The following is a 20,326-nucleotide window of genomic DNA, read 5'->3' as shown; positions in this document are numbered from 1 at the left end:
CCCCGCACACCCCTGGTGCGCCGCCCACCTGCACTGCCCGCCGCTCGCCGTCGCGGCCGCCGCCGACCTCGCGGTGAGCGTCCTCAACCCCTCCCTCGACTCCTGGGACCAGGCCCCGGCCGCCTCCGCCCTGGAAACCCTCCTCACCCGCGCCCTCGCCCGCGAGGCCGGCCACAGCGACAGCCTCGTCACCACCGGCGGCACCGAGGCCAACCAGCTCGCCCTCCTCCTCGCCCGGGAGGCGGACGGCGCCGCCGTACGGCTGGTCCACGCCGCCGGTGCCCATCACTCGCTGCCCCGCGCCGCCTGGCTCCTCGGCCTGCCCGACCCCGTCGAGATCCCCGCCCCCGCCGGCACCCTCGACCCCGCCGCCCTCGACGACACCCTCACCCGCCTGCCGGGACCCCACCTGGTCGCCGCCACGGCGGGCACCACCGACGCCGGCCTCATCGACCCGCTGCCCGAGATCGCCGCCCGCTGCGCCGCCCACGGCGCCCGGCTGCACATCGACGCCGCCTACGGCGGGCCGCTGCTCTTCAGCGACCTCCACCGGCCCAAGCTCACCGGCCTGGACGCCGCCCACACCATCGCCCTCGACCTGCACAAACTGGGCTGGCAGCCCGTCCCCGCCGGCCTCCTCACCGTCCGGGACCCACAGGACCTCACGGCCCTGCACCACCACGCCGACTACCTCAACGCCGACGACGACACCGACGCCGGACTCCCCGACCTCCTCGGCCGCTCCCTGCGCACCACCCGGCGCGCCGACGTCCTCAAGCTCGCCGTCACCCTCAAGACCCTCGGCCGCACCGGCCTCGGCGCCCTCGTCGACCAGGTCTGCGCCCAGGCCGAGGAGTTCGCCCGCCTCGTCCACGCCGACCCCCGCCTCGACCTCCACGCCCGGCCCGTCATCAGCACCGTCCTCTTCCGGCCCGTACACGCCACCGACGCCGGCGTCGCGGAACTGCGCCGGCTCCTCCTCGCCACCGGCCGCGCCGTCCTCGGCCGCGCCGACGGCCGGCTCTGGCTGAAGGCCACCCTCCTCAACCCCGCCACCCGCCCCGACGACCTGGCGGGCCTGCTCACCCTCGTCCACCAGGCCCACGCGGAAGGACCAGGATGACGCCCCCCACCCCGTACGACCTGCTCGGCATCGGCATCGGCCCCTTCAACCTCTCCCTCGCCGCCCTCGCCCACCCCCTCCCCGGCCTGCGCACCGCCTTCTACGACCGGTGCCCCGGCTTCACCTGGCACCCGGGCCTGCTCCTCGACGACGCCACCGTCCAGGTCCCCTTCCTCGCCGACCTCGTCACCCTGGCCGACCCGACCAGTCCCTGGACCTTCCTCAACCACCTCAGAGCCCGCGACCGCCTCTATCCCTTCTACTTCGCCGAGCACTTCCACATCCGCCGCACCGAGTACGACGCCTACTGCCGCTGGGTCGCCGGCCATCTGCCCGCGCTCCACTTCGGCCACCAGGTGGACACGGTCCGCTGGGACGCCCGGCATGCCCTCTTCGAGGCCGAGTTCACCCGGCCGGCCCCCGACGGCCGCACCGCCGCCACCGGCCGCGTCCACGCCCGCAACATCGTGCTCGGCATCGGTACCGAACCCTGGACGCCCGAGCCGCTCCGCCCCCTCGCCGCCACCCCCGGCCTTCCCGTCGTCCACGCCGAGGACTACCTCGCCCACCGCGACACCCTCCTCGCCGCCGGGCACATCACCGTCATCGGCACCGGACAGTCCGGCGCGGAGGTCTACCTGGACCTGCTGCGCCACCGGCCCGCCGGCCGGGAACGGCTGCACTGGATCGGCCGCACCGGGGCCTTCGCCCCCATGGAGTACTCCAAACTCGGCCTCGAACACTTCACCCCCGACCACACCCGCTACTTCCACGCCCTCCCCGAACCCGTCCGCGACCGGCTCGTCCCCGCGCAGTGGCAGCTCCACAAGGGCGTCGACGCCGCCACCCTCGCCGCCATCCACGACGAGCTCTACCGGCGCACCCTCCACGGCGGCTGGCCCGACACCGTCCTCACCCCCGCCGTCCACGTCCGTGCCGCCCGCCGCACGGCCCGCGCGAGGATCGAACTCCACCTCGAGCACATCCACCAGCAGACCCGCACCCGCCTCACCACCGACGCCGTCGTCCTCGCCACCGGCCACCGCGCACGCCCCCTGGACCGGCTGCTCGGCCCCCTCGAACCCCACCTGCGCCGCGACCGCGCAGGCCGCCCCCGCGTCGACGCGCACTTCCGCCTCGGCCTCGACCGCTCCCTCACCGGCGGCGTCTACGTCCAGAACGCCGAACTCCACACCCACGGCGTCGGCACCCCCGACCTCGGGCTCGCCGCCTGGCGCAGCGCCACGATCCTCAACCACCTCACCGGCCGGACGGTCTACGCCCTGCCCGCCCGTACCGCCTTCACCACCTTCGGCCTCCATCCCCGGACACGGCAGGTCCCGCCCGCCCGGCAAGCCGCACGGCTCACCCCTCTGGCGGACGGGACCTGAGTCACCCGCGACGGCGGACGACGGTCAGAACACCGGCGTACCGTCCCGCGTCAGCCTCCAGTCCACCGACGCGAAGTCCGCCGGATCCAGCACACCCTTCTCCGTCGCCCACTCCGCGATCCGCGTCCGGATCTCCGTCGACTCCGCCCACAGCTCCGGCGCCGACGCCACATGCGGGAACGCGCCACCGCCGTTGGCCCGGTAGTTGTTCACCGCGAACACGAACCGCTGTGCGTCGTCGAGGGCGGCACCGTCGTACGTGACGTCGCGGATCCGCGACCCGGCCGGCCGCGCGATGTCGATCTCGTACCGCAGCCCCGACACGTAGTCGTAGTTGTAGTCCGGCCGGCCGCCCGCGTTCGTCAGGGTGCCGACGTCCACCGGCGCCCCCGCCGGCGTCTGCGCGAAGTACTCCGCCGAGTACTCCAGGTACGCCCGGACCTGAGCGCCCGTCATCAGCTTCGCCACCAGCGTGTTGTCGTACACGTAGAGGCCGGACAGGTCCCGGATCGTCACCTCGCCCGCCGGGATCTCGGAGGTCCGGGAGAACGGCGACGCCTGCGACAGCACCGGCACCGACGCGTACTCGGTGCCCGCGAGGGCCGCCCGGACCACGTCCTCCTGCACCTTGCTGATCAGGTCGATGATCGGCGCGTCCTTGTACCGGGCCTCCACCGTCGTCAGCGTCTCGGTCGCCGACCCCACCACCTGGTTGACGTACTCCACCACCTGCGCGTGCTCGTCCCGCAGCAGCCGGGTGATCCTCGGGTCGTCCTCCACGGTCGCCGCGTCGCGCAGCGAGGCCGTCACCGACTCCACCCGCCAGCGGCCCCGTTCGAAGACCAGCTCGAAGTCGAACAGGGACAGCCGTTCCGCGTAGCACAGCGGCTCCGACAGCACGACCTCCCTGCCGGTCTCCTCGTTGGCGACCCGCAGCTCGGGGATCTCCACATGCGCGTGCCCGACCAGGATCGCGTCGATCCCCGGCACCCGACGCGCCACATTCGCCGCCGCGTTCTCCACGTACGGCAACTGGTCCCCGTACGACGAGGTGCCCGACGAGCCGGAGTGCGCCGACACCACGACCACGTCCGCGCCCATCGACCGCAGTTTCGGCACCCATTCGGCCGCCTGCTCCTCCAGGCCGGGGAACGTCAGCTTCCCCTGCACGTACGCCTTGTCCCAGATGGCGATACCGGGGTTGGTCAGCCCGAGCACCGCCACCTTCACCGGGGGAGCGCCCTTCACGTGGAACGTCCGCATGAAGTACGGCGGGAAGGCGGGCTTCAGCGTCTTCGCGTCCAGCGCGTTCGCCCCCAGGAGCGGGAAGTCGCACTGCTCCTCGAACTTCCGCAGCGTCTCGATGCCGTAGTTGAACTCGTGGTTGCCGAGCGCCACCGCGTCGTACCCGATGGCGTTCATCGCCTGCGCCATGGGGTGCACCGGACCGCCCTCGGCGGTGATCGGGTCGACCTTCGCGTAGTAGTACGTCAGCGGGGTGCCCTGGATGGTGTCGCCCGCGTCCAGCAGCAGCGTGTGGGACCGGCCCTTCTCCTTGCGGACCTGGTTCACCAGCGTCGACACCCGCGCCAGGCCCTGCGCGTTGCCGGCCGGGTCGGTGTACTCGGCGTCCTTGAAGTAGTCCCAGTTGAAGACGTGCCCGTGCAGATCGGTCGTCCCCATCACGGTCAGCGCGTACCGCTTCACCCGCTTCCTCCCCTGCCCGGTCCCGGCCGCCTCGGCCGCGGGGGCGGCCGCCGTACCCGCCAGTGCCACCCCCGCCCCGGTGATGGCGGACCTCTTCAAGAACTTCCGGCGGTTCAACGGCATCTCGCCACTCTCCTCGCACAACGACGTACCGCGGCGTGCCGACCGGCGGACAACGCGCGTAGATTCGCCCGACGATTCTGACCTGAACACGCCCACCGGAACAGCGCCCTCTGGGTTGCGATCCGAGGGAAACGCCCGCGCGCGGGGCCGGACATGCTCATCGGAGCACCCCCGCGCACAATTCAGCACTTGTCAATAACCTTTCACTCACGGGACGTTGAGTCGTCACGCGCCGCCAAATCGCTACCCGCCGGTAAGCCATAGGCTCGAGCCATGCGCCGAGCGAAAATCGTCTGCACACTGGGCCCCGCCACCGACTCGTACGACCAGATCAAAGCACTGGTCGACGCCGGAATGGACGTGGCCCGATTCAACCTCAGCCACGGCGAACACGCCGAGCACGAGGAGCGCTACCACCGGGTACGAAAAGCCGCCGACGAGACCGGCCGCAGCGTCGGCCTCCTCGCCGACCTTCAAGGCCCGAAAATCCGCCTCGGCCGCTTCACCGAAGGACCCGTACTCCTCGAACGCGGCGACACCTTCACCATCACCGTCGAGGACGGCGCCGAAGGCGACCGCCACGGCTGCGGCACCACCTACGACGGCCTCGCCGCCGATGTCACCACCGGTGAACTGATCCTCGTCGACGACGGCAGGGTCACCCTCGAGGTCATCGCCGTCGACGGCCCCCGCGTCCGCACCGCCGTCGTCGAGGGCGGCATGGTCTCCGACCACAAGGGCCTCAACCTCCCCGGCGTCGCCGTCTCCGTGCCCGCGCTCTCCAAGAAGGACGAGGACGACCTCCGCTGGGCGCTGCGCACCGGATTCGACGTCATCGCCCTCTCCTTCGTCCGCAGCGGGCGCGACATCAGGGACGTCCACCGGATCATGGACGACGAGGGCCGCCGCCTCCCCGTCATCGCCAAGGTCGAGAAGCCCCAGGCCGTCGACAACATCGACGACATCGTCGCCGCCTTCGACGGCATCATGGTCGCCCGCGGCGACCTCGGCGTCGAGATGCCCCTCGAACAGGTGCCCATCGTCCAGAAGCGCGCCGTCAAGCTCGCCAGGCGCAACGCCAAGCCGGTCATCGTCGCCACCCAGATGCTCGACTCGATGATCGACAACGCCCGCCCCACCCGCGCCGAGGCCTCGGACGTCGCCAACGCCGTCATCGACGGCACCGACGCCGTGATGCTCTCCGGCGAGACCAGCGTCGGCAAGCACGCCGTCGACACCGTCCGCACCATGGCGCGCATCGTGGAGGCGGCCGAGGAGGACATCCTCGCCAAGGGGCTCCCGCCCCTCACCGAACGCAACAAGCCCCGCACCCAGGGCGGCGCGGTCGCCCGCGCGGCGGCCGAGATGGGTGACTTCCTCGGCGCCAAGTTCCTGGTCGCCTTCAGCCAGTCCGGCGACACCGCCCGCCGGCTCTCCCGCTACCGCTCGCCGATCCCCGTCCTCGCCTTCACCCCCGACCCGGCCACCCGCTCCCAGCTCAGCCTCAGCTGGGGTGTGGAGACCTTCCTCGGCCCCCACGCGAACTCCACCGACGCGATGGTCGACCAGGTCGACGACCTGCTGCTGAGGTACGCCCGCTGCGACAAGGGCGACACGGTCGTCATCACGGCCGGCTCCCCGCCGGGCGTCTCCGGCTCCACCAACCTGGTCCGCGTCCACCACATCGGCGAGGACGACAGCCCTCGGTAGCGGTCCGGCGCGCACGATCGCGGCGCATGACAAAAGCGGATGTTCACTGAAAAGGGTGGACATCCGCTCTCAAATAGTGACCTTGAATACAGAGGAAAAGTACCCCGGGTCGGATTCGAACCGACGCTGGATGGTGTTTGAGACCATTGCCTCTACCGCTGGGCTACCGGGGCGCCCTGCAAAACGAAGGTCGACGGTTACCCGCCGTGCCCCCACCTTATCGCAGCTGGGTACGCTCTTGTCAGCAGTACCGGCCTGCCCCGCACCAAGGAGCCCACGTGAGCGCCCCCGAGCCGCCCCAGCCTGTAGACGTGCCCGACGACGACAAGTCGCACGTGCCTCCGATCACCACACGCGTGGTCATCGCCGAGGACGAGGCCCTGATCCGGCTCGATCTCAAAGAGATGCTGGAGGAGGAGGGGTACACCGTCGTCGGTGAGGCGGGCGACGGTGAGCAGGCCATCGAGCTGGCGCGCGAGCACCGGCCCGATCTGGTCATCCTCGATGTGAAGATGCCGAAGCTGGACGGTATCTCCGCGGCGGAGAAGATCGCCGAGGAGAGCATCGCCCCGGTGCTGATGCTGACCGCGTTCTCGCAGCGCGACCTGGTGGAGCGGGCGCGGGACGCCGGGGCCATGGCGTATCTGGTGAAGCCGTTCAGCAAGAGCGACGTGGTGCCGGCCATCGAGATGGCGGTGTCGCGGTTCACGGAGCTGAAGGAGCTGGAGCGGGAGGTCGCGGACCTGAGTCTGCGGCTGGAGACGCGCAAGCTGGTGGACCGGGCGAAGTCGGTGCTGCAGACGCAGTACGGGCTGACGGAGCCGGCGGCGTTCCGGTGGATCCAGAAGACCTCGATGGACCGGCGGATGTCGATGCAGCAGGTGGCCCAGGCGGTCATCGACGACGCCGAGGAGAAGAAGGCGTCGAAGGGCTGACGAGCCGTTCGGGTACGGCGGAGGCCCGCTCCCCTTCGGGGAAGCGGGCCTCCGCGTCTGCCTGCGTCGCCTGCGTCGCAGGCCCTGTGTGCCTGCCTGCCTGCCTCGCCTCAGTCCTCGCCGAGGTAGGCCTTGCGGACGGAATCGTCGTGCAGGAGCTTCTGGCCGGTGCCGGAGAGGACGATGTTGCCCACCTCCATGACGTGACCGTGGTCCGCCAGGGAGAGGGCGGCCTGGGCGTTCTGCTCGACGAGCAGGATGGTGGTGCCCTGTGCCTTCAGCTCGGCGATGGTCGTCATGATCTTCTGCATCATGATCGGCGAGAGTCCCATCGAGGGTTCGTCGAGCATGAGCAGCTTGGGCTGGGACATCAGGGCCCTGCCCATGGCGAGCATCTGCTGCTCACCGCCGGAGAGGGTTCCGGCGGCCTGCTTGCGGCGTTCCCCGAGGATGGGGAAGAGGTCGTAGGCGCGCTGGATGTCCTTGTCGATGCCCGCCCTGTCGCTGCGCAGGAAGGCGCCGAGACGGAGATTGTCCTCGATCGTCATGCGGGGGAAGATGTGCCGGCCCTCGGGGGAGTGGGCGAGCCCCAGGGAGACGATCTTGTGGGCGGGAATCTTCTTGAGGGACTTGCCCTCGAACTTGATCTGGCCGCCGACGGGCTTGAGGAGCCCGGAGAGCGTGCGCAGGGTGGTGGTCTTGCCGGCACCGTTGGTGCCGATCAGGGTGACCACTTCGCCCGCGTCGACGCTGAACGAGATGCCCTTGACGGCCTGGATCTTGCCGTAGGCGACTTTGAGGTCCTCGACCTCGAGGAGTGCGGTCATCGGTCGTTCTCCTTGCCGGGCGCGGCGTCCGTGGCGTCCGTGACGGCCTCGGCCTCCGCCTCTGATTCCGCCCCTGCCTCTGCCCCTGCGTCGTCGGCCCCCGCGGCCCCCGCGGCGGCGGCTTCGGCGGCTTCGACCTCGGCGGCTTCGGCGGCGCCGGGGTCGTTCTCCATGGGTTCACCGATGTAGGCGGCGATGACGCGCTCGTCGCCCTGCACGGTGGCCGGGTCGCCCTCGATGAGCTTCTCGCCCTGGACGAGGACGGCGACGCGGTCGCAGAGGTTGAAGATGAACCGCATGTCGTGCTCGATCACGAGGACGGCGGTGCCCTGGTCGCGGATGGCGAAGATGAGCTCCTCGGCCGCCCGGGTCTCCTGGGGGTTCATGCCGGCGGTGGGCTCGTCCAGGAGCAGCAGGCCCGGTTCGCTGGCGAGGGCGCGGGCGATCTCCAGCTTGCGCTGCTCGCCGTAGGGGAGGTTGCGTGCGAGGTGGTCGGCCTTGGCGGCGAGGCCGACGAACTCCAGGAGTTCCATGGACCGTTTGCGGGAGGCCGCCTCGGCCCGGTGGAAGCCGGGTCCGCGCAGGACGGCCGACCAGAAGCCCTCCTTGGTGCGGGTGTGGCGGCCGACGAGGACGTTCTCCAGGACCGTCATGTTGGCGAAGAGCCGGATGTTCTGGAACGTCCGGGCGATGCCGGCGGCGGTGACCTTGAAGGACTTGGGCGGCAGGACCTTGTCCTTGTAGCGGACCTCGCCCTCGGTGGGGATGTAGAGGCCCGTGAGGCAGTTGAAGAACGTGGTCTTGCCGGCGCCGTTCGGGCCGATGAGTCCGACGATCTCGCCGCTGTTCACGGTGAGGTCGACGTCGCGGACGGCGGTGAGGCCGCCGAAGCGCATGGTCACGCCGCGTGCGTCGAGGACGGGGGTACCGGGGGCGGGTGCGCCCGGGGCGGTGTCCTTGGTGATGATGTCGGTGGTCATGGTGGTCAGGCCCCTGTCTTGCTCAGGACTGTGGGCGCGTCGGCCTCTTCGTGGAACTCCAGTTGGCGGCGCCGGTTCGGGATGAGGCCCTCGGGACGGAAACGCATCAGCAGGACCAGTGCGAGACCGAAGGCGAGGAGCTGGTAGTCGCCCAGGAACTGGAGCTTGTTGGGGATCAGGAAGAGCAGCGCCGCTCCGATGAGGGGTCCGGCGATGGTGCCCATGCCGCCGAGGACGACCGCGGCGAGCAGGAAGGCGGAGTTGGGCGGGGTCGTGCCGGCGAACAGGTACTGCTCGGGCGTCACGGTGTAGGTGACGTGTGCCTGCACCGTTCCTGCGAGGCCGGCGAGGGTGGCGCCGACCGCGAAGGCGACGAGCTTGACCCGGAAGCCGTGGATGCCCATGGCCTCGGCAGCCGTCTCGTCCTCGCGGATGGCGACCCAGGCGCGGCCGATGCGGGAGTCCCCGCTGCGGCGGAAGACGAGCACGACGACGGCCGTGATGAGCAGCATCAGGAAGAAGTAGTTGGCGAACCGGCCGATGGTGAAGCCGCCGATGTCGTGCTGCACCCCGAGGTCGAAGCCGAGGATCTTCAGGTCCGGGATGGACGCGATGCCGTTGGAGCCGTTGGTGAGGTCCGGGCCGGAGGTGCCGTCGGTGTTGTTGACCGCGATCCGGAAGATCTCACCGAAGCCGAGGGTGACGATGGCGAGGTAGTCGCCGCGCAGCCGCAGGGTCGGCGCACCGATGAGCACGCCGAAGACGAGCGAGGCGACGGCTCCGACGAGAACGGCGGCCCAGAAGGGGAAGTGGACGCCGAACGGCGAGCTCGGGGAGCCGGAGACGAGCGCGGCCGCGTAGGCGCCGACGCCGAGGAAGGCGACGTAGCCGAGGTCGAGCAGGCCGGCGAGTCCGACGACGATGTTCAGACCGAGGGCGACGGTCGCGAAGATGAGGATGTAGACGCCGAGGGTGGCGTACTGGTCGTCGGTCTGCGTGAAGGGGAAGCAGGCCGCCGCGATGAAGGCGCCGCACACGGTGATGTTGGTGTGCCGTGCCGTGATCTGCGAGGCGTGGCTGATCAGGCCCGAGCGGTGCAGGGCGGTGAACCCGAAACCGGCGGTGATCAGGAAGCCGACGAACAGCTCGTCGTACTCGGTGCCGATGCCGTACGTGAAGACGACCAGGGCGACGGCCAGGATGCCGACGATGATCAGGATCTCGGCGTAGGACGGCAGGGCGCGCACGGGGCGCGGGCGGCCGGCGGCGAAGGCCGCCCGCAGGGTGGCCCAGAGGTGGCCGGCGTCGTGCTTGAAGTGCTCCCAGGCGTTGTCGTCCGGGTCGATGGGGTCGGGCTCGGGCCGCTGGAAGGGGAGGGCCAGGGCGCCGACGAGGGCCGCCAGCGTGGCGGCGGCGACGACGTACCCGCCGGGTTCGAGGTTGACCACGCCGCCGAGTTTGATGCTGATCGCGAGGACCGTGTACCAGGCGGTGGCGAAGGTGCCCAGCACGGCGTACTTGAGGGCCGCGTCGGCGCCGCCCGGGGTGAGCCAGCCGAGTCCCCTGACGCCGTAGGAGGCGACCGCGAACAGGGTGGCGAGCAGGGCGCCCACGAGGACGAGGACCTGCAGTCCGCCGGGGTAGCCGTAGAAGGTGAGGTCGCCGGGGAACTCGTCGGTCCAGGTCCATGCGAGGAAGGTGGAGACGACGGCCAGGGCGCTGCCGCCGGTGGCGAGGGCGCGGCCGAGCTGCGGGGGGATGCCGATGAGGCCGGTGGGGGTGCTCGCGGCCGGGGCGGCCGCGGTGGTCGAAGCGGTGGTCTGTGTCGTCATCGGTGTCACGCCCTGTCCGCAACGCGCTCGCCGAGCAGGCCCTGCGGCCGGAACAGGAGCACGAGGATGAGGAGAATGAAGGCCCAGACGTCGGCCCAGGACTGGCTGCCGAACTGGTCCAGGCCCGGAATGTCGGAGATGTAGGCGGTGGCCAGGGTCTCGGCGACGCCGAGGACCACACCGCCGATCATGGCGCCGTAGATGTTGCCGATGCCGCCGAGGACCGCCGCGGTGAAGGCCTTGAGGCCGAGGATGAAGCCCATCTTGAAGTCGATCTGGCCGTACTTGAGCCCGCTGGCGACGCCTCCGATGGCGGCGAAGACGGCACCGAGGGCGAAGGCGACCACGATGATGCGGTCGGTGTTGACGCCCATGAGCTTGGCGGTGTCCGGGTCCTGGGCGGTGGCCTGCATGCCGCGTCCGGTGCGGGTGCGCATCACGAAGTAGGCGAGGAAGGCCATGCTGGCCGGGGCGGCGATGAGCAGGAAGATGTCGCCGGTCTGGACCGTCGCGCCGGCGAAGCTGAAGGGGCCGCCCTCGATCTGCGGGAAGGCCAGCTTGGACTTCGCGTTCGGGTAGAACGCCCAGATCGCCTGCTGCAGCGCGAGGGAGAGGCCGATCGCGGTGATGAGCGGGGCGAGGCGGGGGGCGCCGCGCAGCGGGCGGTAGGCGAACCGTTCCGCCCCGATGGCGACCAGCACGGAGACGATCATGGCGCCGAGCAGCATCAGGGGGAGGGAGACCCAGATGGAGGTGCCGTCGGGCAGGAGGTACATGTGTACCGTGAGCGCGCCGAAGGCACCGACCATGAAGATCTCGCCGTGCGCGAAGTTGATGAGCTGGACAATGCCGTAGACCATCGTGTAGCCGATGGCGATCAGCCCGTACATGGATCCCAGTAGCAGGCCGTTGACCAGCTGCTGCGGCAGTTCGTTCACCGCATGTCCTCCGAGACTTTCGGAATGTTCGACGGATGGGGTCGCGAAACCGGTCCGCGCGGGGCGCCAGTGGAACAGCGCCCCGCGCGGCTCGTGCGTGTGGTGCGTGCGGCGGTCAGCCGGTGAAGGTGCCCGACTTCACCGTCGTCCAGTCGCCGTCCTTGACGGAGTACACGGTGAGCTGCTTGTTGGTGGCGTCACCGAACTCGTCGAAGGAGACCTTGCCGGTCACACCGTCGAACGAGACGTCCTGCATGGCGTCGACGACCTTGGCGCGGGCGTCGTCGGGGAGCTTCCCGTCGTTGCCCTCGACGACCTTCTTGACGGCCTCGATGATCGCCCACGCGGAGTCGTACGAGTAGCCGCCGTACGCCTCGAAGTCCTCCTTGTAGCCGCCGGCCTTGTAGTTGGCGACGAACTCCTTGGCGGAGGGGAGCTCCTCGACGGGCGAGCCGACGGAGGTGGCGAGGTCGCCGGTGCCCGCGGCGCCCGCCAGCTTGATGAAGTCGGCGCTGTAGATGCCGTCGCCGCCGACCAGCGGGATCTTGGCGCCGGCTTCCTTGATCTGCTTGCTCAGCGGGCCGGCCTGCGGGTACTCGCCGCCGTAGTAGACGACGTCGGCGCCGGAGTTCTTGACCTTGGTGGCGACAGCGTTGAAGTCCTTGCTGTCGGGGTTGATGTGCTCGGTGCCGACGACCTGGCCGCCGAGCTTCTTGAACTCGTCGGTGAAGGTGGCGGCCAGACCGGCGCCGTAGGTCTTCTTGTCGTCGATGACGAAGACCTTCTTCTTCTTGGCGTCGTTGAAGACGTACTGCGCGGCGAACGGGCCCTGGATGGCGTCCGTGGTCGCGGTGCGGAAGTACGACTTGTACGGCCGGACCTTCTCGGTCTGCCACTTCACGCCCTGGGTCAGGGCGGGGTTGGTGTTGGCCGGAGAGACCTCGACCAGCTTGGCGGTGTCGAAGACCTTCTGCATGGACTCGCCGACGGAGGAGTTCAGCGGGCCGACCACGCCGAGGACGTCGTCGTTGGCCACGAGCTTGGTGGCGTTCTGCTGGCCGACGGAGGCCTGGCCCTGGTCGTCGAGGGCTTCGATCTTGAAGGTGATGCCCTCGACGTACTTCTCCTTGTTGGCGGTCTTGGCCGCGAGGTCCACGGAGTTCTTGATCCCGAGGCCGAGCGCGGACAGGTCGCCGGTCAGCGGCGCGTCGACGCCGATGACCACGGTGGTGCCACCGCTGCCGGAGTCCGAGCCGCCGTCGTCGTCGCGTGAGCCGCAGGCGGTGAGGGTGAGTGCACCCGCCGCCAGGGCGGCGGTGATGGCTATGAGCGAACGTTGACGCACGATCCAGTCCTTTCCCCTGACAGCCGCCTCCCGGTGGAAACGGCCGAGTCGAGCGCTGGGCCGAAGTGAGAATCAGGCGGCGCGGTGACTGGCCGTGACTCTAAGCGCGGGTGGGGAATGCGGAGGAGACTCTGGCCAAGGCTGTGACGCTCTTGTTATGACACGACGTATTGCTGAGCGGTACTGAGTGGGGGGAAGAGCAGAATTCTCGCCGTTTTGCCCTGTCCGGATGGTGAGAAACCGCAGGACCTGGAGGGGTGGGTTCAGGCGTCTCGGCGATTTTGGTGATTACCTCGTTTCGTTGCTGCAGGCTGCTTGCAGGGCCCGGGAGAGGTCCCGTGCGTACCGGGAGCCGAGGATGAAGCTGTGTACCTGCCTTGCGCGCGTATTACGCAGAGTTACATCCAGGAAAGGGAGTCCGGCATTCCGTGGCACTTTTCCGCATTCCGTCACCCGTATGGTGATGCTGATCTTGCGGGGGGATCCCGCTTTTGTCCGGAAAGGGGCGCGCGGGCTGGAGGACACGGACAGTCCCGCGTACGGCTGGGATATTCGGGTGACGGTGACCGGAGGGCCGGATTCCGTTGTCATCTCCACCTCGAAAGTGAAGCCGCGCGGAACGGTGTTGGGGTCCGCGGTCCGCGCTTTCAGGTAGGCGACGGCGGTCACCTGGCTCGGGTACGGCGGGGCCGGCGGCGGCTCCGGGCGGGGCCGGGTGACGTAGAGGTAGCCGCCGCCGGTGAGTACGGCGCCGGCGAGGAACCCGGCGGCCACGGTCCTGCGGTGCCGCTCGAACGCCCTCGCGCGGCGCCCTCGTTGGGGGAGGGGCGCGGGGAAGGCGTCCAGGGCGTGGGTGCCCTCCTCCGGCTCGACGGGGCCGATGCCGCTCATCGCCAGGGCCCTTCGCCCGGCCCGCCGCCGCGGTACCACGCGAGACACCCCTCGTGCGCCTGACGGTCGATCAGCCGGCCGGTTGCCGCCGCGCCTTGGCGTTTCGCGGCCCGTGCGGTGTCGACCACCTCGCGCAGGATCTCGTACTGGCCACCGGACAGCCCCATGGACTGGTAGTCGCCGTAGCCGCGGCCGTCGAGCACCTCGCGCGACCAGTGGCCGACGATCTTCGTACACAGGTCCACGTCGGAGGTCACTCGGGGTGACGGCACGGAGTCGTGACCGTCGCCCGGCCCGTTCCCGGCGGCGGGGTCTCCCCGCGTGTGGCCGGAATCCGCCGCACCGCACCCGGCCACCGCCGAGCCCGTCAGCAGCGCGGCCACGAGGGCCACACCGGACGCCCCCGCCCACGCCCGAGAGCCGCCTCCCCGTCGCATGCCCGAACGCTAAGGCGCCCGTGTGCCGGAGGCAATGCCGAAACCCGCCGGAACGACCGGGGACGGGGCTGTGGCGGGGGGCACCCGTGGGGCGGGGCGTGGAGCCCGCACCACGGGCGGGGGCCGTCAGCCCGCCGTCTGCTCCGCCTCGCCGGGCTTCACGTCCCGCAGCAGGCAGGTCAGCCGGGCGGTGCACACCCGCTTGTCCGCCTCGTCGGTGATGACGATCTCGTACGTCGCCGTCGACCGCCCCCGGTGCACGGGCGTGGCGACCCCCGTGACCAGGCCGGAGCGCGCGCCCCGGTGATGCGTGCAGTTGAGGTCGACACCGACCGCGATCTTGGTGCTCCCGCCGTGCAGCATCGAGCCCACCGACCCCAGCGTCTCGGCCAGTACGGCCGAGGCACCGCCGTGCAGCAGCCCGTAGGGCTGGGTGTTGCCCTCCACCGGCATCGTCCCGACGACCCGCTCCGCCGAGGCCTCCAGGATCTGCACGCCCATCCGCGTGCCCAGGTGGCCCGCGGAGAACAGCGCCGGCAGATCGACACCGAGCGCGGCGTACTCGTCGATGACCCCCTGCGGGAACTTCACCTGCTGCTGCTCTCCCATGGGCCGGCTCCATTCGTCTCGTCGTGCGTCGTACGGCTGTCTGCTGAGCGAACGCTCAGTCGGTCGCCGATTGTTCCAGACGCACCACCACGGACTTGCTGGCCGGGGTGTTACTGGTGTCCGCGGTGGCGTCCAGCGGCACCAGGACGTTCGTCTCCGGATAGTACGCCGCCGCGCAGCCCCGGGCCGTCGGGTAGTGCACGACCCGGAAGCCGGGAGCCCTGCGCTCCACGCCGTCCCTCCACTCGCCGACCAGATCGACGTAGGCGCCGTCCACGAGCCGCAGCTCCCGCGCGTCCTCGGGGTTGACCAGCACCACGCGGCGGCCGTTCCTGATGCCCCGGTACCGGTCGTCCAGGCCGTAGATCGTGGTGTTGTACTGGTCGTGCGAACGCAGCGTCTGCAACAGCAGCCGGCCCGCCGGCAGCTCGGGGTACTCCACCGGCGCGGCGGTGAAGTTGGCCTTGCCGGTGGCCGTCGGGAAGCGGCGCTCGTCACGCGGGGCGTGGGGGAGCGCGAAGCCCCCGGGACGCGCCACACGCGCGTTGAAGTCCTCGAAGCCCGGGATCACCCGCGCGATGCGCTCGCGGATCGTCGCGTAGTCCCATCCGAACTCCTCCCACGGCACCGTGCTGCCCTCACCGAGGACGCGGCGGGCCAGCCTGCACACGATGGCCGGCTCGGACAGCAGCTGCCCGCCCGCCGGTTCCAGCCGGCCGCGCGAGGCGTGCACCATGCCCATCGAGTCCTCGACCGTCACGAACTGCTCGCCCCCGCCCTGCACATCGCGTTCGGTGCGGCCCAGCGTCGGCAGGATCAGCGCACGCGCGCCCGTGACGGTGTGCGAGCGGTTCAGCTTGGTGGACACGTGCACCGTGAGCCGGGCCCGGCGCATCGCGGCCTCGGTGACCTCCGTGTCCGGCGAGGCGGAGACGAAGTTGCCGCCCATGGCGAAGAAGACCTTCGCCTTCCCGTCCCGCAGCGCGCGGATGGCCCGTACGACGTCGTACCCGTGCTCGCGCGGCGGCGCGAAGCCGAACTCCTTCTCCAGGGCGTCCAGGAACGCCGGCGCGGGCCGCTCGAAGATGCCCATGGTGCGGTCGCCCTGCACGTTGGAGTGACCGCGCACCGGGCACACCCCCGCACCCGGCCGGCCGATGTTGCCGCGCAGCAGGAGGAAGTTGACGATCTCGCGGATCATGGGCACGGAGTGCTTGTGCTGGGTGAGGCCCATCGCCCAGCAGACGATGACGCGCTCGGACTCGAGGACCATCCGCAGGCACTGCTCGATGTCCCCGCGCGTGAGACCGGTCGCGGTGAGCGTCTCCTCCCAGTCGGCGGCGCGCGCGGCCTCGGCGAACTCCTCGTAGCCGTGCGTGTGCTCGCGGACGAACTCCTCGTCCACCGCGGCCGGCGTGTCGAGGATCAGCCGGTTGAGGAGGCGGAAGAGGGCCTGGTCGCCGCCGAGGCGGATCTGCAGGAACAGGTCGGTCAGGGCGGCGCCGGTGGCGAGCCCCTTGGCGGTCTGCGGGTTCTTGAAGCGCTCCAGGCCCGCCTCCGGCAGCGGGTTGACGCTGACGATCCGCGCGCCGTTCGCCTTGGCCTTCTCCAGGGCGGACAGCATGCGCGGATGGTTGGTGCCGGGGTTCTGGCCGGCGACGACGATCAGATCGGCCTTGTAGAGGTCCTCCAGCAGGACGCTGCCCTTGCCGACACCGATCGTCTCCGACAGGGCCGAGCCGGACGACTCGTGGCACATGTTGGAACAGTCGGGCAGGTTGTTGGTGCCGAGCTCGCGGGCGAACAGCTGGTAGAGGAAGGCGGCCTCGTTGCTGGTGCGGCCCGAGGTGTAGAAGACGGCCTCGTCGGGGGAGCCGAGGGCGGTGATCTCCTCGGCGACGATGTCGAAGGCACGCTCCCAGGTGACCGGTTCGTAGTGCTCCCCGCCTTCGGGCAGGTACATGGGGTGCGTCAGCCGCCCCTGCTGCCCCAGCCAGTAGCCGCTGCGGCCGGCCAGATCCGCGACGGGGTGCGCGGCGAAGAACTCCGGGGTGACCCGGCGCAGGGTGGCCTCCTCGGCCACCGCCTTCGCACCGTTCTCACAGAACTCCGCCTTGTGCCGGTGCTCCGGCTCCGGCCAGGCGCAGCCGGGGCAGTCGAAACCGTCCTTCTGGTTGACGCTGAGCAGCGTCAGCGCCGTGCGCCTCACGCCCATCTGCTGGTGGGCCATCCGCAGGGTGTGGCCGATCGCGGGGAGCCCGGCAGCCGCCCGCTTCGGCTCGGCGACCTGCGGGGCGTCCTGGACCGGATCACCCTTGGGCGGCTTCGTGGCCATCGCACACTCCTGTTCACGCACGTGTGAGGTACGTCTCCGATCCTGCCACGCGACGCCGGCGGCGACGGGGGCCGGACAGACGGAGACCGCGGGGGGAACCCGCACCCGAACCGTGCCCACCGGCCCCGCCCCGGACGCGAGACGTGGCCCGCTCCACCGCACCCCCCGGGCCGTCGCCACCTCCCCCCGGGCCGACCCGCGCCTGTCGACGGGAACGGAAAGGGAGGGAAGCGGGGAACCAAGCCCGTCGCCCGCGGCCGGAACCACGGCCGGGACCGACTGTCAGTGGCGCATGGCAGGATCGGACATGTGGCAGACACAGCATCGAAGAAGACCGACCAGTCCCCCGGCGGTCCCCGCCCCCGCCTGATGCTCATGGACGGGCACTCCCTCGCGTACCGCGCGTTCTTCGCGCTGCCCGCGGAGAACTTCACCACCGCGACGGGCCAGCCGACGAACGCGATCTACGGCTTCGCGTCGATGCTGGCCAACACACTCCGTGACGAGGCCCCCACCCACTTCGCCGTCGCCTTCGACGTCTCCCGCAAGACATGGCGCTCGGAGGAGTTCACCGAGTACAAGGCGAACCGCTCCAAGACCCCGGACGAGTTCAAGGGTCAGGTCGAGCTGATCGGCGAGCTGCTCGACGCGATGCACGCGCAGCGCTTCGCCGTCGAGGGCTTCGAGGCGGACGACGTCATCGCCACCCTCGCCACCCAGGCCGAGGCCGAGGGCTTCGAGGTGCTGATCGTCACCGGCGACCGTGACTCCTTCCAGCTGGTCTCGGAGCACACCACGGTGCTGTATCCGACGAAGGGCGTCTCCGAACTGACCCGTTTCACCCCGGAGAAGGTCTTCGAGAAGTACGGCCTGACCCCGGCCCAGTACCCCGACTTCGCCGCACTGCGCGGCGACCCGTCCGACAACCTGCCCGGCATCCCCGGCGTCGGCGAGAAGACCGCCGCGAAGTGGATCAACCAGTTCGGTTCCTTCGCCGACCTGGTCGAGCGCGTCGACGAGGTCAAGGGCAAGGCCGGACAGAACCTGCGCGACCACCTGGAGTCCGTCAAGCTCAACCGCCGGCTCACCGAGCTCGAGCGCCGGGTCGAGCTGCCCCGGGCCGTCCCCGACCTGGAGCGGACCGCCTACGACCGCAAGGCCGTGGCGATGATCCTGGACACCCTGGAGATCAGGAACCCGTCGCTGCGCGAGCGCCTGTTCGCCGTCGACCCGGGCGCGGAGGAGGCCGAGACCACCCCGGTCGTCGCGGAGGGCGTGGAGCTGGACGGCTCGGTGCTGGGCACCGGCGAACTGACCGGCTGGCTCGCGGAGCACGGCACCGGCCCGCTCGGCGTCGCCACGGTCGCCACCTGGGCGCTCGGCACCGGCTCGGTCGCCGAGATCGCGCTGGCCGCGGCCGCCGGACCGGCCGCCTGGTTCGACCCGTCCGAGCTGGACGAGACCGACGAGCAGGCGTTCAGCGCGTGGCTGGCCGACGCGGAGCGCCCCAAGGTGTTCCACAACGCCAAGGGCGCGATGCGCGTCTTCGCCGAGCACGGCTGGACCATCGAGGGCGTCACCATGGACACCGCCCTCGCCGCGTACCTGGTGAAGCCGGGCCGCCGCTCCTTCGATCTGGACGCGCTGTCCCTGGAGTACCTGCACCGCGAACTGGCGCCCGCCGCCGCGCCCGACGGCCAGCTGGCCTTCGGCGCGGACGAGAGCGCGGAGGCCGAGGCGCTCATGGTGCAGGCGCGCGCCGTCCTCGACCTGGGGGAGGCCTTCGAGGGCCGCCTGGAGGAGGTCGGCGCGGCGGATCTGCTCCGCGACATGGAGCTGCCCACGTCCGCGCTGCTGGCCCGCATGGAGCGGCACGGCATCGCGGCCGACCGGGAGCACCTCCAGGCCATGGAGCAGATGTTCGCGGGCGCCGTGCAGCAGGCGGTGAAGGAGGCCCACGCGGCGGCGGGGCACGAGTTCAACCTGGGCTCGCCGAAGCAGCTCCAGGAGGTCCTCTTCGGCGAGCTGGCCCTGCCGAAGACGAAGAGGACGAAGACCGGCTACACCACGGACGCCGACGCGCTGGCCTGGCTGGCGGGCCAGACCGACAACGAACTGCCGGTGATCATGCTCCGCCACCGTGAGCAGGCGAAGCTGCGCGTCACCGTCGAGGGCCTGATCAAGACGATCGCCGCGGACGGCCGTATCCACACCACGTTCAACCAGACCGTCGCCGCGACGGGCCGTCTGTCCTCCACCGACCCCAACCTCCAGAACATCCCGGTCCGCACCGACGAGGGCCGCGCGATCCGCCGCGGCTTCGTCGTCGGCGAGGGCTTCGAGTCCCTCCTGACCGCCGACTACAGCCAGATCGAACTGCGCGTGATGGCCCACCTCTCCGAGGACGCCGGCCTGACCGAGGCGTTCACCTCGGGCGAGGACCTGCACACCACGGCGGCCGCCCAGGTGTTCTCCGTCGAGCAGTCCGCGGTCGACGCGGAGATGCGCCGCAAGATCAAGGCGATGTCGTACGGCCTGGCGTACGGGCTGTCGGCCTTCGGCCTCTCCCAGCAGCTGAACATCGAGGCGGCCGAGGCGCGTGCGCTGATGGACGCGTACTTCGAGCGGTTCGGCGGCGTACGGGACTATCTGCGCCGGGTCGTCGACGAGGCGAGGGCGACCGGTTACACGGCGACGCTGTTCGGCCGCCGCCGCTATCTGCCCGACCTCAACAGCGACAACCGTCAGCGCCGCGAGGCCGCCGAGCGCATGGCGCTCAACGCGCCGATCCAGGGCACCGCGGCGGACATCGTCAAGATCGCCATGCTGAACGTGGACCGTGCACTGCGCGCGGCGGACCTGCGCTCCCGCATGCTCCTCCAGGTCCACGACGAAATCGTCCTGGAACTCGCCCCGGGCGAACGTACGGCGGTGGAGGACCTGGTCCGCCGGGAAATGGCCACCGCAGTCCAGCTCCGGGTCCCGCTGGGTGTCTCGGTGGGCGCGGGCCCGGACTGGGAGTCGGCAGCACACTAGCCCTGCCGGGCGACACCCCCGCGAACCCCGCCGGACACCGTCCGCCGGGGCCGGCCCAGCGCTGTCGCGGCCCTCGCCGGGGGGCTTCCGGCGCGGCCCGAGGGGTG

Annotated in this window: 15 protein-coding genes and 1 tRNA gene; 5 read left to right on the top strand and 11 right to left on the bottom strand. The window is 70.6% G+C overall.

Annotated elements, in window-relative coordinates; all coding sequences use genetic code 11:
• The coding region (locus B9S61_RS01720) for an aminotransferase class V-fold PLP-dependent enzyme (protein WP_103540591.1) at positions 1 to 1,123 on the top strand (1,123 nt) is incomplete at its 5' end.
• Entirely contained in the window at positions 1,120 to 2,514 is a 1,395-nt protein-coding gene (locus B9S61_RS01715; protein ID WP_103540590.1) for a lysine N(6)-hydroxylase/L-ornithine N(5)-oxygenase family protein, read from the top strand. The genes B9S61_RS01720 and B9S61_RS01715, both read left to right, overlap by 4 nt.
• A 24-nt stretch (positions 2,515 to 2,538) precedes the next feature.
• Here B9S61_RS01715 and B9S61_RS01710 read toward each other — a convergent pair whose 3' ends face one another.
• Positions 2,539 to 4,344: a bifunctional UDP-sugar hydrolase/5'-nucleotidase gene (locus tag B9S61_RS01710; protein WP_103540589.1), complete on the bottom strand. Its 1,806-nt coding sequence runs from the start codon at positions 4,342 to 4,344 to the stop codon at positions 2,539 to 2,541.
• Positions 4,345 to 4,617: 273 nt separating this feature from the next.
• On the opposite strand from B9S61_RS01710, the gene pyk reads away from it, so the two are divergent.
• Positions 4,618 to 6,054 (top strand): pyruvate kinase, encoded by a 1,437-nt coding sequence (gene pyk / locus B9S61_RS01705; RefSeq protein ID WP_103540588.1) that lies wholly within the window; start codon positions 4,618 to 4,620, stop codon positions 6,052 to 6,054.
• Between the two features lie 100 nt (positions 6,055 to 6,154).
• Here pyk and B9S61_RS01700 read toward each other — a convergent pair.
• Positions 6,155 to 6,227: transfer RNA gene (locus tag B9S61_RS01700), tRNA-Leu, on the bottom strand.
• Between the two features lie 105 nt (positions 6,228 to 6,332).
• Between B9S61_RS01700 and B9S61_RS01695 the strand changes: the two genes are divergently transcribed.
• On the top strand, positions 6,333 to 6,989 hold the full coding sequence (locus B9S61_RS01695) for an ANTAR domain-containing response regulator (protein ID WP_103540587.1): 657 nt from the start codon (positions 6,333 to 6,335) through the stop codon (positions 6,987 to 6,989).
• A gap of 110 nt (positions 6,990 to 7,099) precedes the next feature.
• Here B9S61_RS01695 and B9S61_RS01690 read toward each other — a convergent pair whose 3' ends face one another.
• The 9 genes from B9S61_RS01690 to B9S61_RS01650 form a co-directional block, all read right to left on the bottom strand.
• On the bottom strand, positions 7,100 to 7,816 hold the full coding sequence (locus B9S61_RS01690) for an ABC transporter ATP-binding protein (protein WP_103540586.1): 717 nt from the start codon (positions 7,814 to 7,816) through the stop codon (positions 7,100 to 7,102).
• Positions 7,813 to 8,796, bottom strand: a complete 984-nt coding sequence (locus tag B9S61_RS01685; RefSeq protein WP_103540585.1) for an ABC transporter ATP-binding protein — start codon at positions 8,794 to 8,796, stop codon at positions 7,813 to 7,815. Before B9S61_RS01685 ends, B9S61_RS01690 begins: the two co-directional genes overlap by 4 nt.
• Positions 8,797 to 8,801: 5 nt before the next feature.
• Positions 8,802 to 10,628: a branched-chain amino acid ABC transporter permease gene (locus tag B9S61_RS01680; protein WP_103540584.1), complete on the bottom strand. Its 1,827-nt coding sequence runs from the start codon at positions 10,626 to 10,628 to the stop codon at positions 8,802 to 8,804.
• 5 nt (positions 10,629 to 10,633) lie between these two features.
• Positions 10,634 to 11,566: a branched-chain amino acid ABC transporter permease gene (locus B9S61_RS01675; RefSeq protein WP_103540583.1), complete on the bottom strand. Its 933-nt coding sequence runs from the start codon at positions 11,564 to 11,566 to the stop codon at positions 10,634 to 10,636.
• Between the two features lie 115 nt (positions 11,567 to 11,681).
• Complete coding sequence (locus B9S61_RS01670; protein WP_103540582.1) at positions 11,682 to 12,911, bottom strand: branched-chain amino acid ABC transporter substrate-binding protein; 1,230 nt, start codon at positions 12,909 to 12,911, stop codon at positions 11,682 to 11,684.
• 288 nt (positions 12,912 to 13,199) lie between these two features.
• Positions 13,200 to 13,802: a Tat pathway signal sequence domain protein gene (locus B9S61_RS01665; protein WP_103540593.1), complete on the bottom strand. Its 603-nt coding sequence runs from the start codon at positions 13,800 to 13,802 to the stop codon at positions 13,200 to 13,202.
• Positions 13,799 to 14,239, bottom strand: a complete 441-nt coding sequence (locus tag B9S61_RS01660; RefSeq protein ID WP_181007185.1) for a hypothetical protein — start codon at positions 14,237 to 14,239, stop codon at positions 13,799 to 13,801. Before B9S61_RS01660 ends, B9S61_RS01665 begins: the two co-directional genes overlap by 4 nt.
• A 126-nt stretch (positions 14,240 to 14,365) precedes the next feature.
• Positions 14,366 to 14,848 (bottom strand): PaaI family thioesterase, encoded by a 483-nt coding sequence (locus tag B9S61_RS01655; protein WP_103540581.1) that lies wholly within the window; start codon positions 14,846 to 14,848, stop codon positions 14,366 to 14,368.
• Positions 14,849 to 14,903: 55 nt separating this feature from the next.
• Positions 14,904 to 17,183, bottom strand: coding sequence for an FdhF/YdeP family oxidoreductase (locus B9S61_RS01650; protein WP_103540580.1), 2,280 nt, complete (start codon positions 17,181 to 17,183; stop codon positions 14,904 to 14,906).
• Positions 17,184 to 17,492: 309 nt separating this feature from the next.
• Here B9S61_RS01650 and polA point away from each other — a divergent pair, with 309 nt between their 5' ends.
• Positions 17,493 to 20,219, top strand: a complete 2,727-nt coding sequence (polA, locus tag B9S61_RS01645) for a DNA polymerase I (RefSeq protein WP_103540579.1) — start codon at positions 17,493 to 17,495, stop codon at positions 20,217 to 20,219.
• Positions 20,220 to 20,326 lie beyond the last annotated feature (107 nt).

The sequence above is a fragment of the Streptomyces sp. SM1 genome (assembly GCF_002910825.1).
Lineage (GTDB): Bacteria > Actinomycetota > Actinomycetes > Streptomycetales > Streptomycetaceae > Streptomyces > Streptomyces okerensis.
The sequence above is the reverse complement of the archived record's forward strand: the minus strand, read 5'-3'. Positions and strand labels throughout refer to the sequence as shown.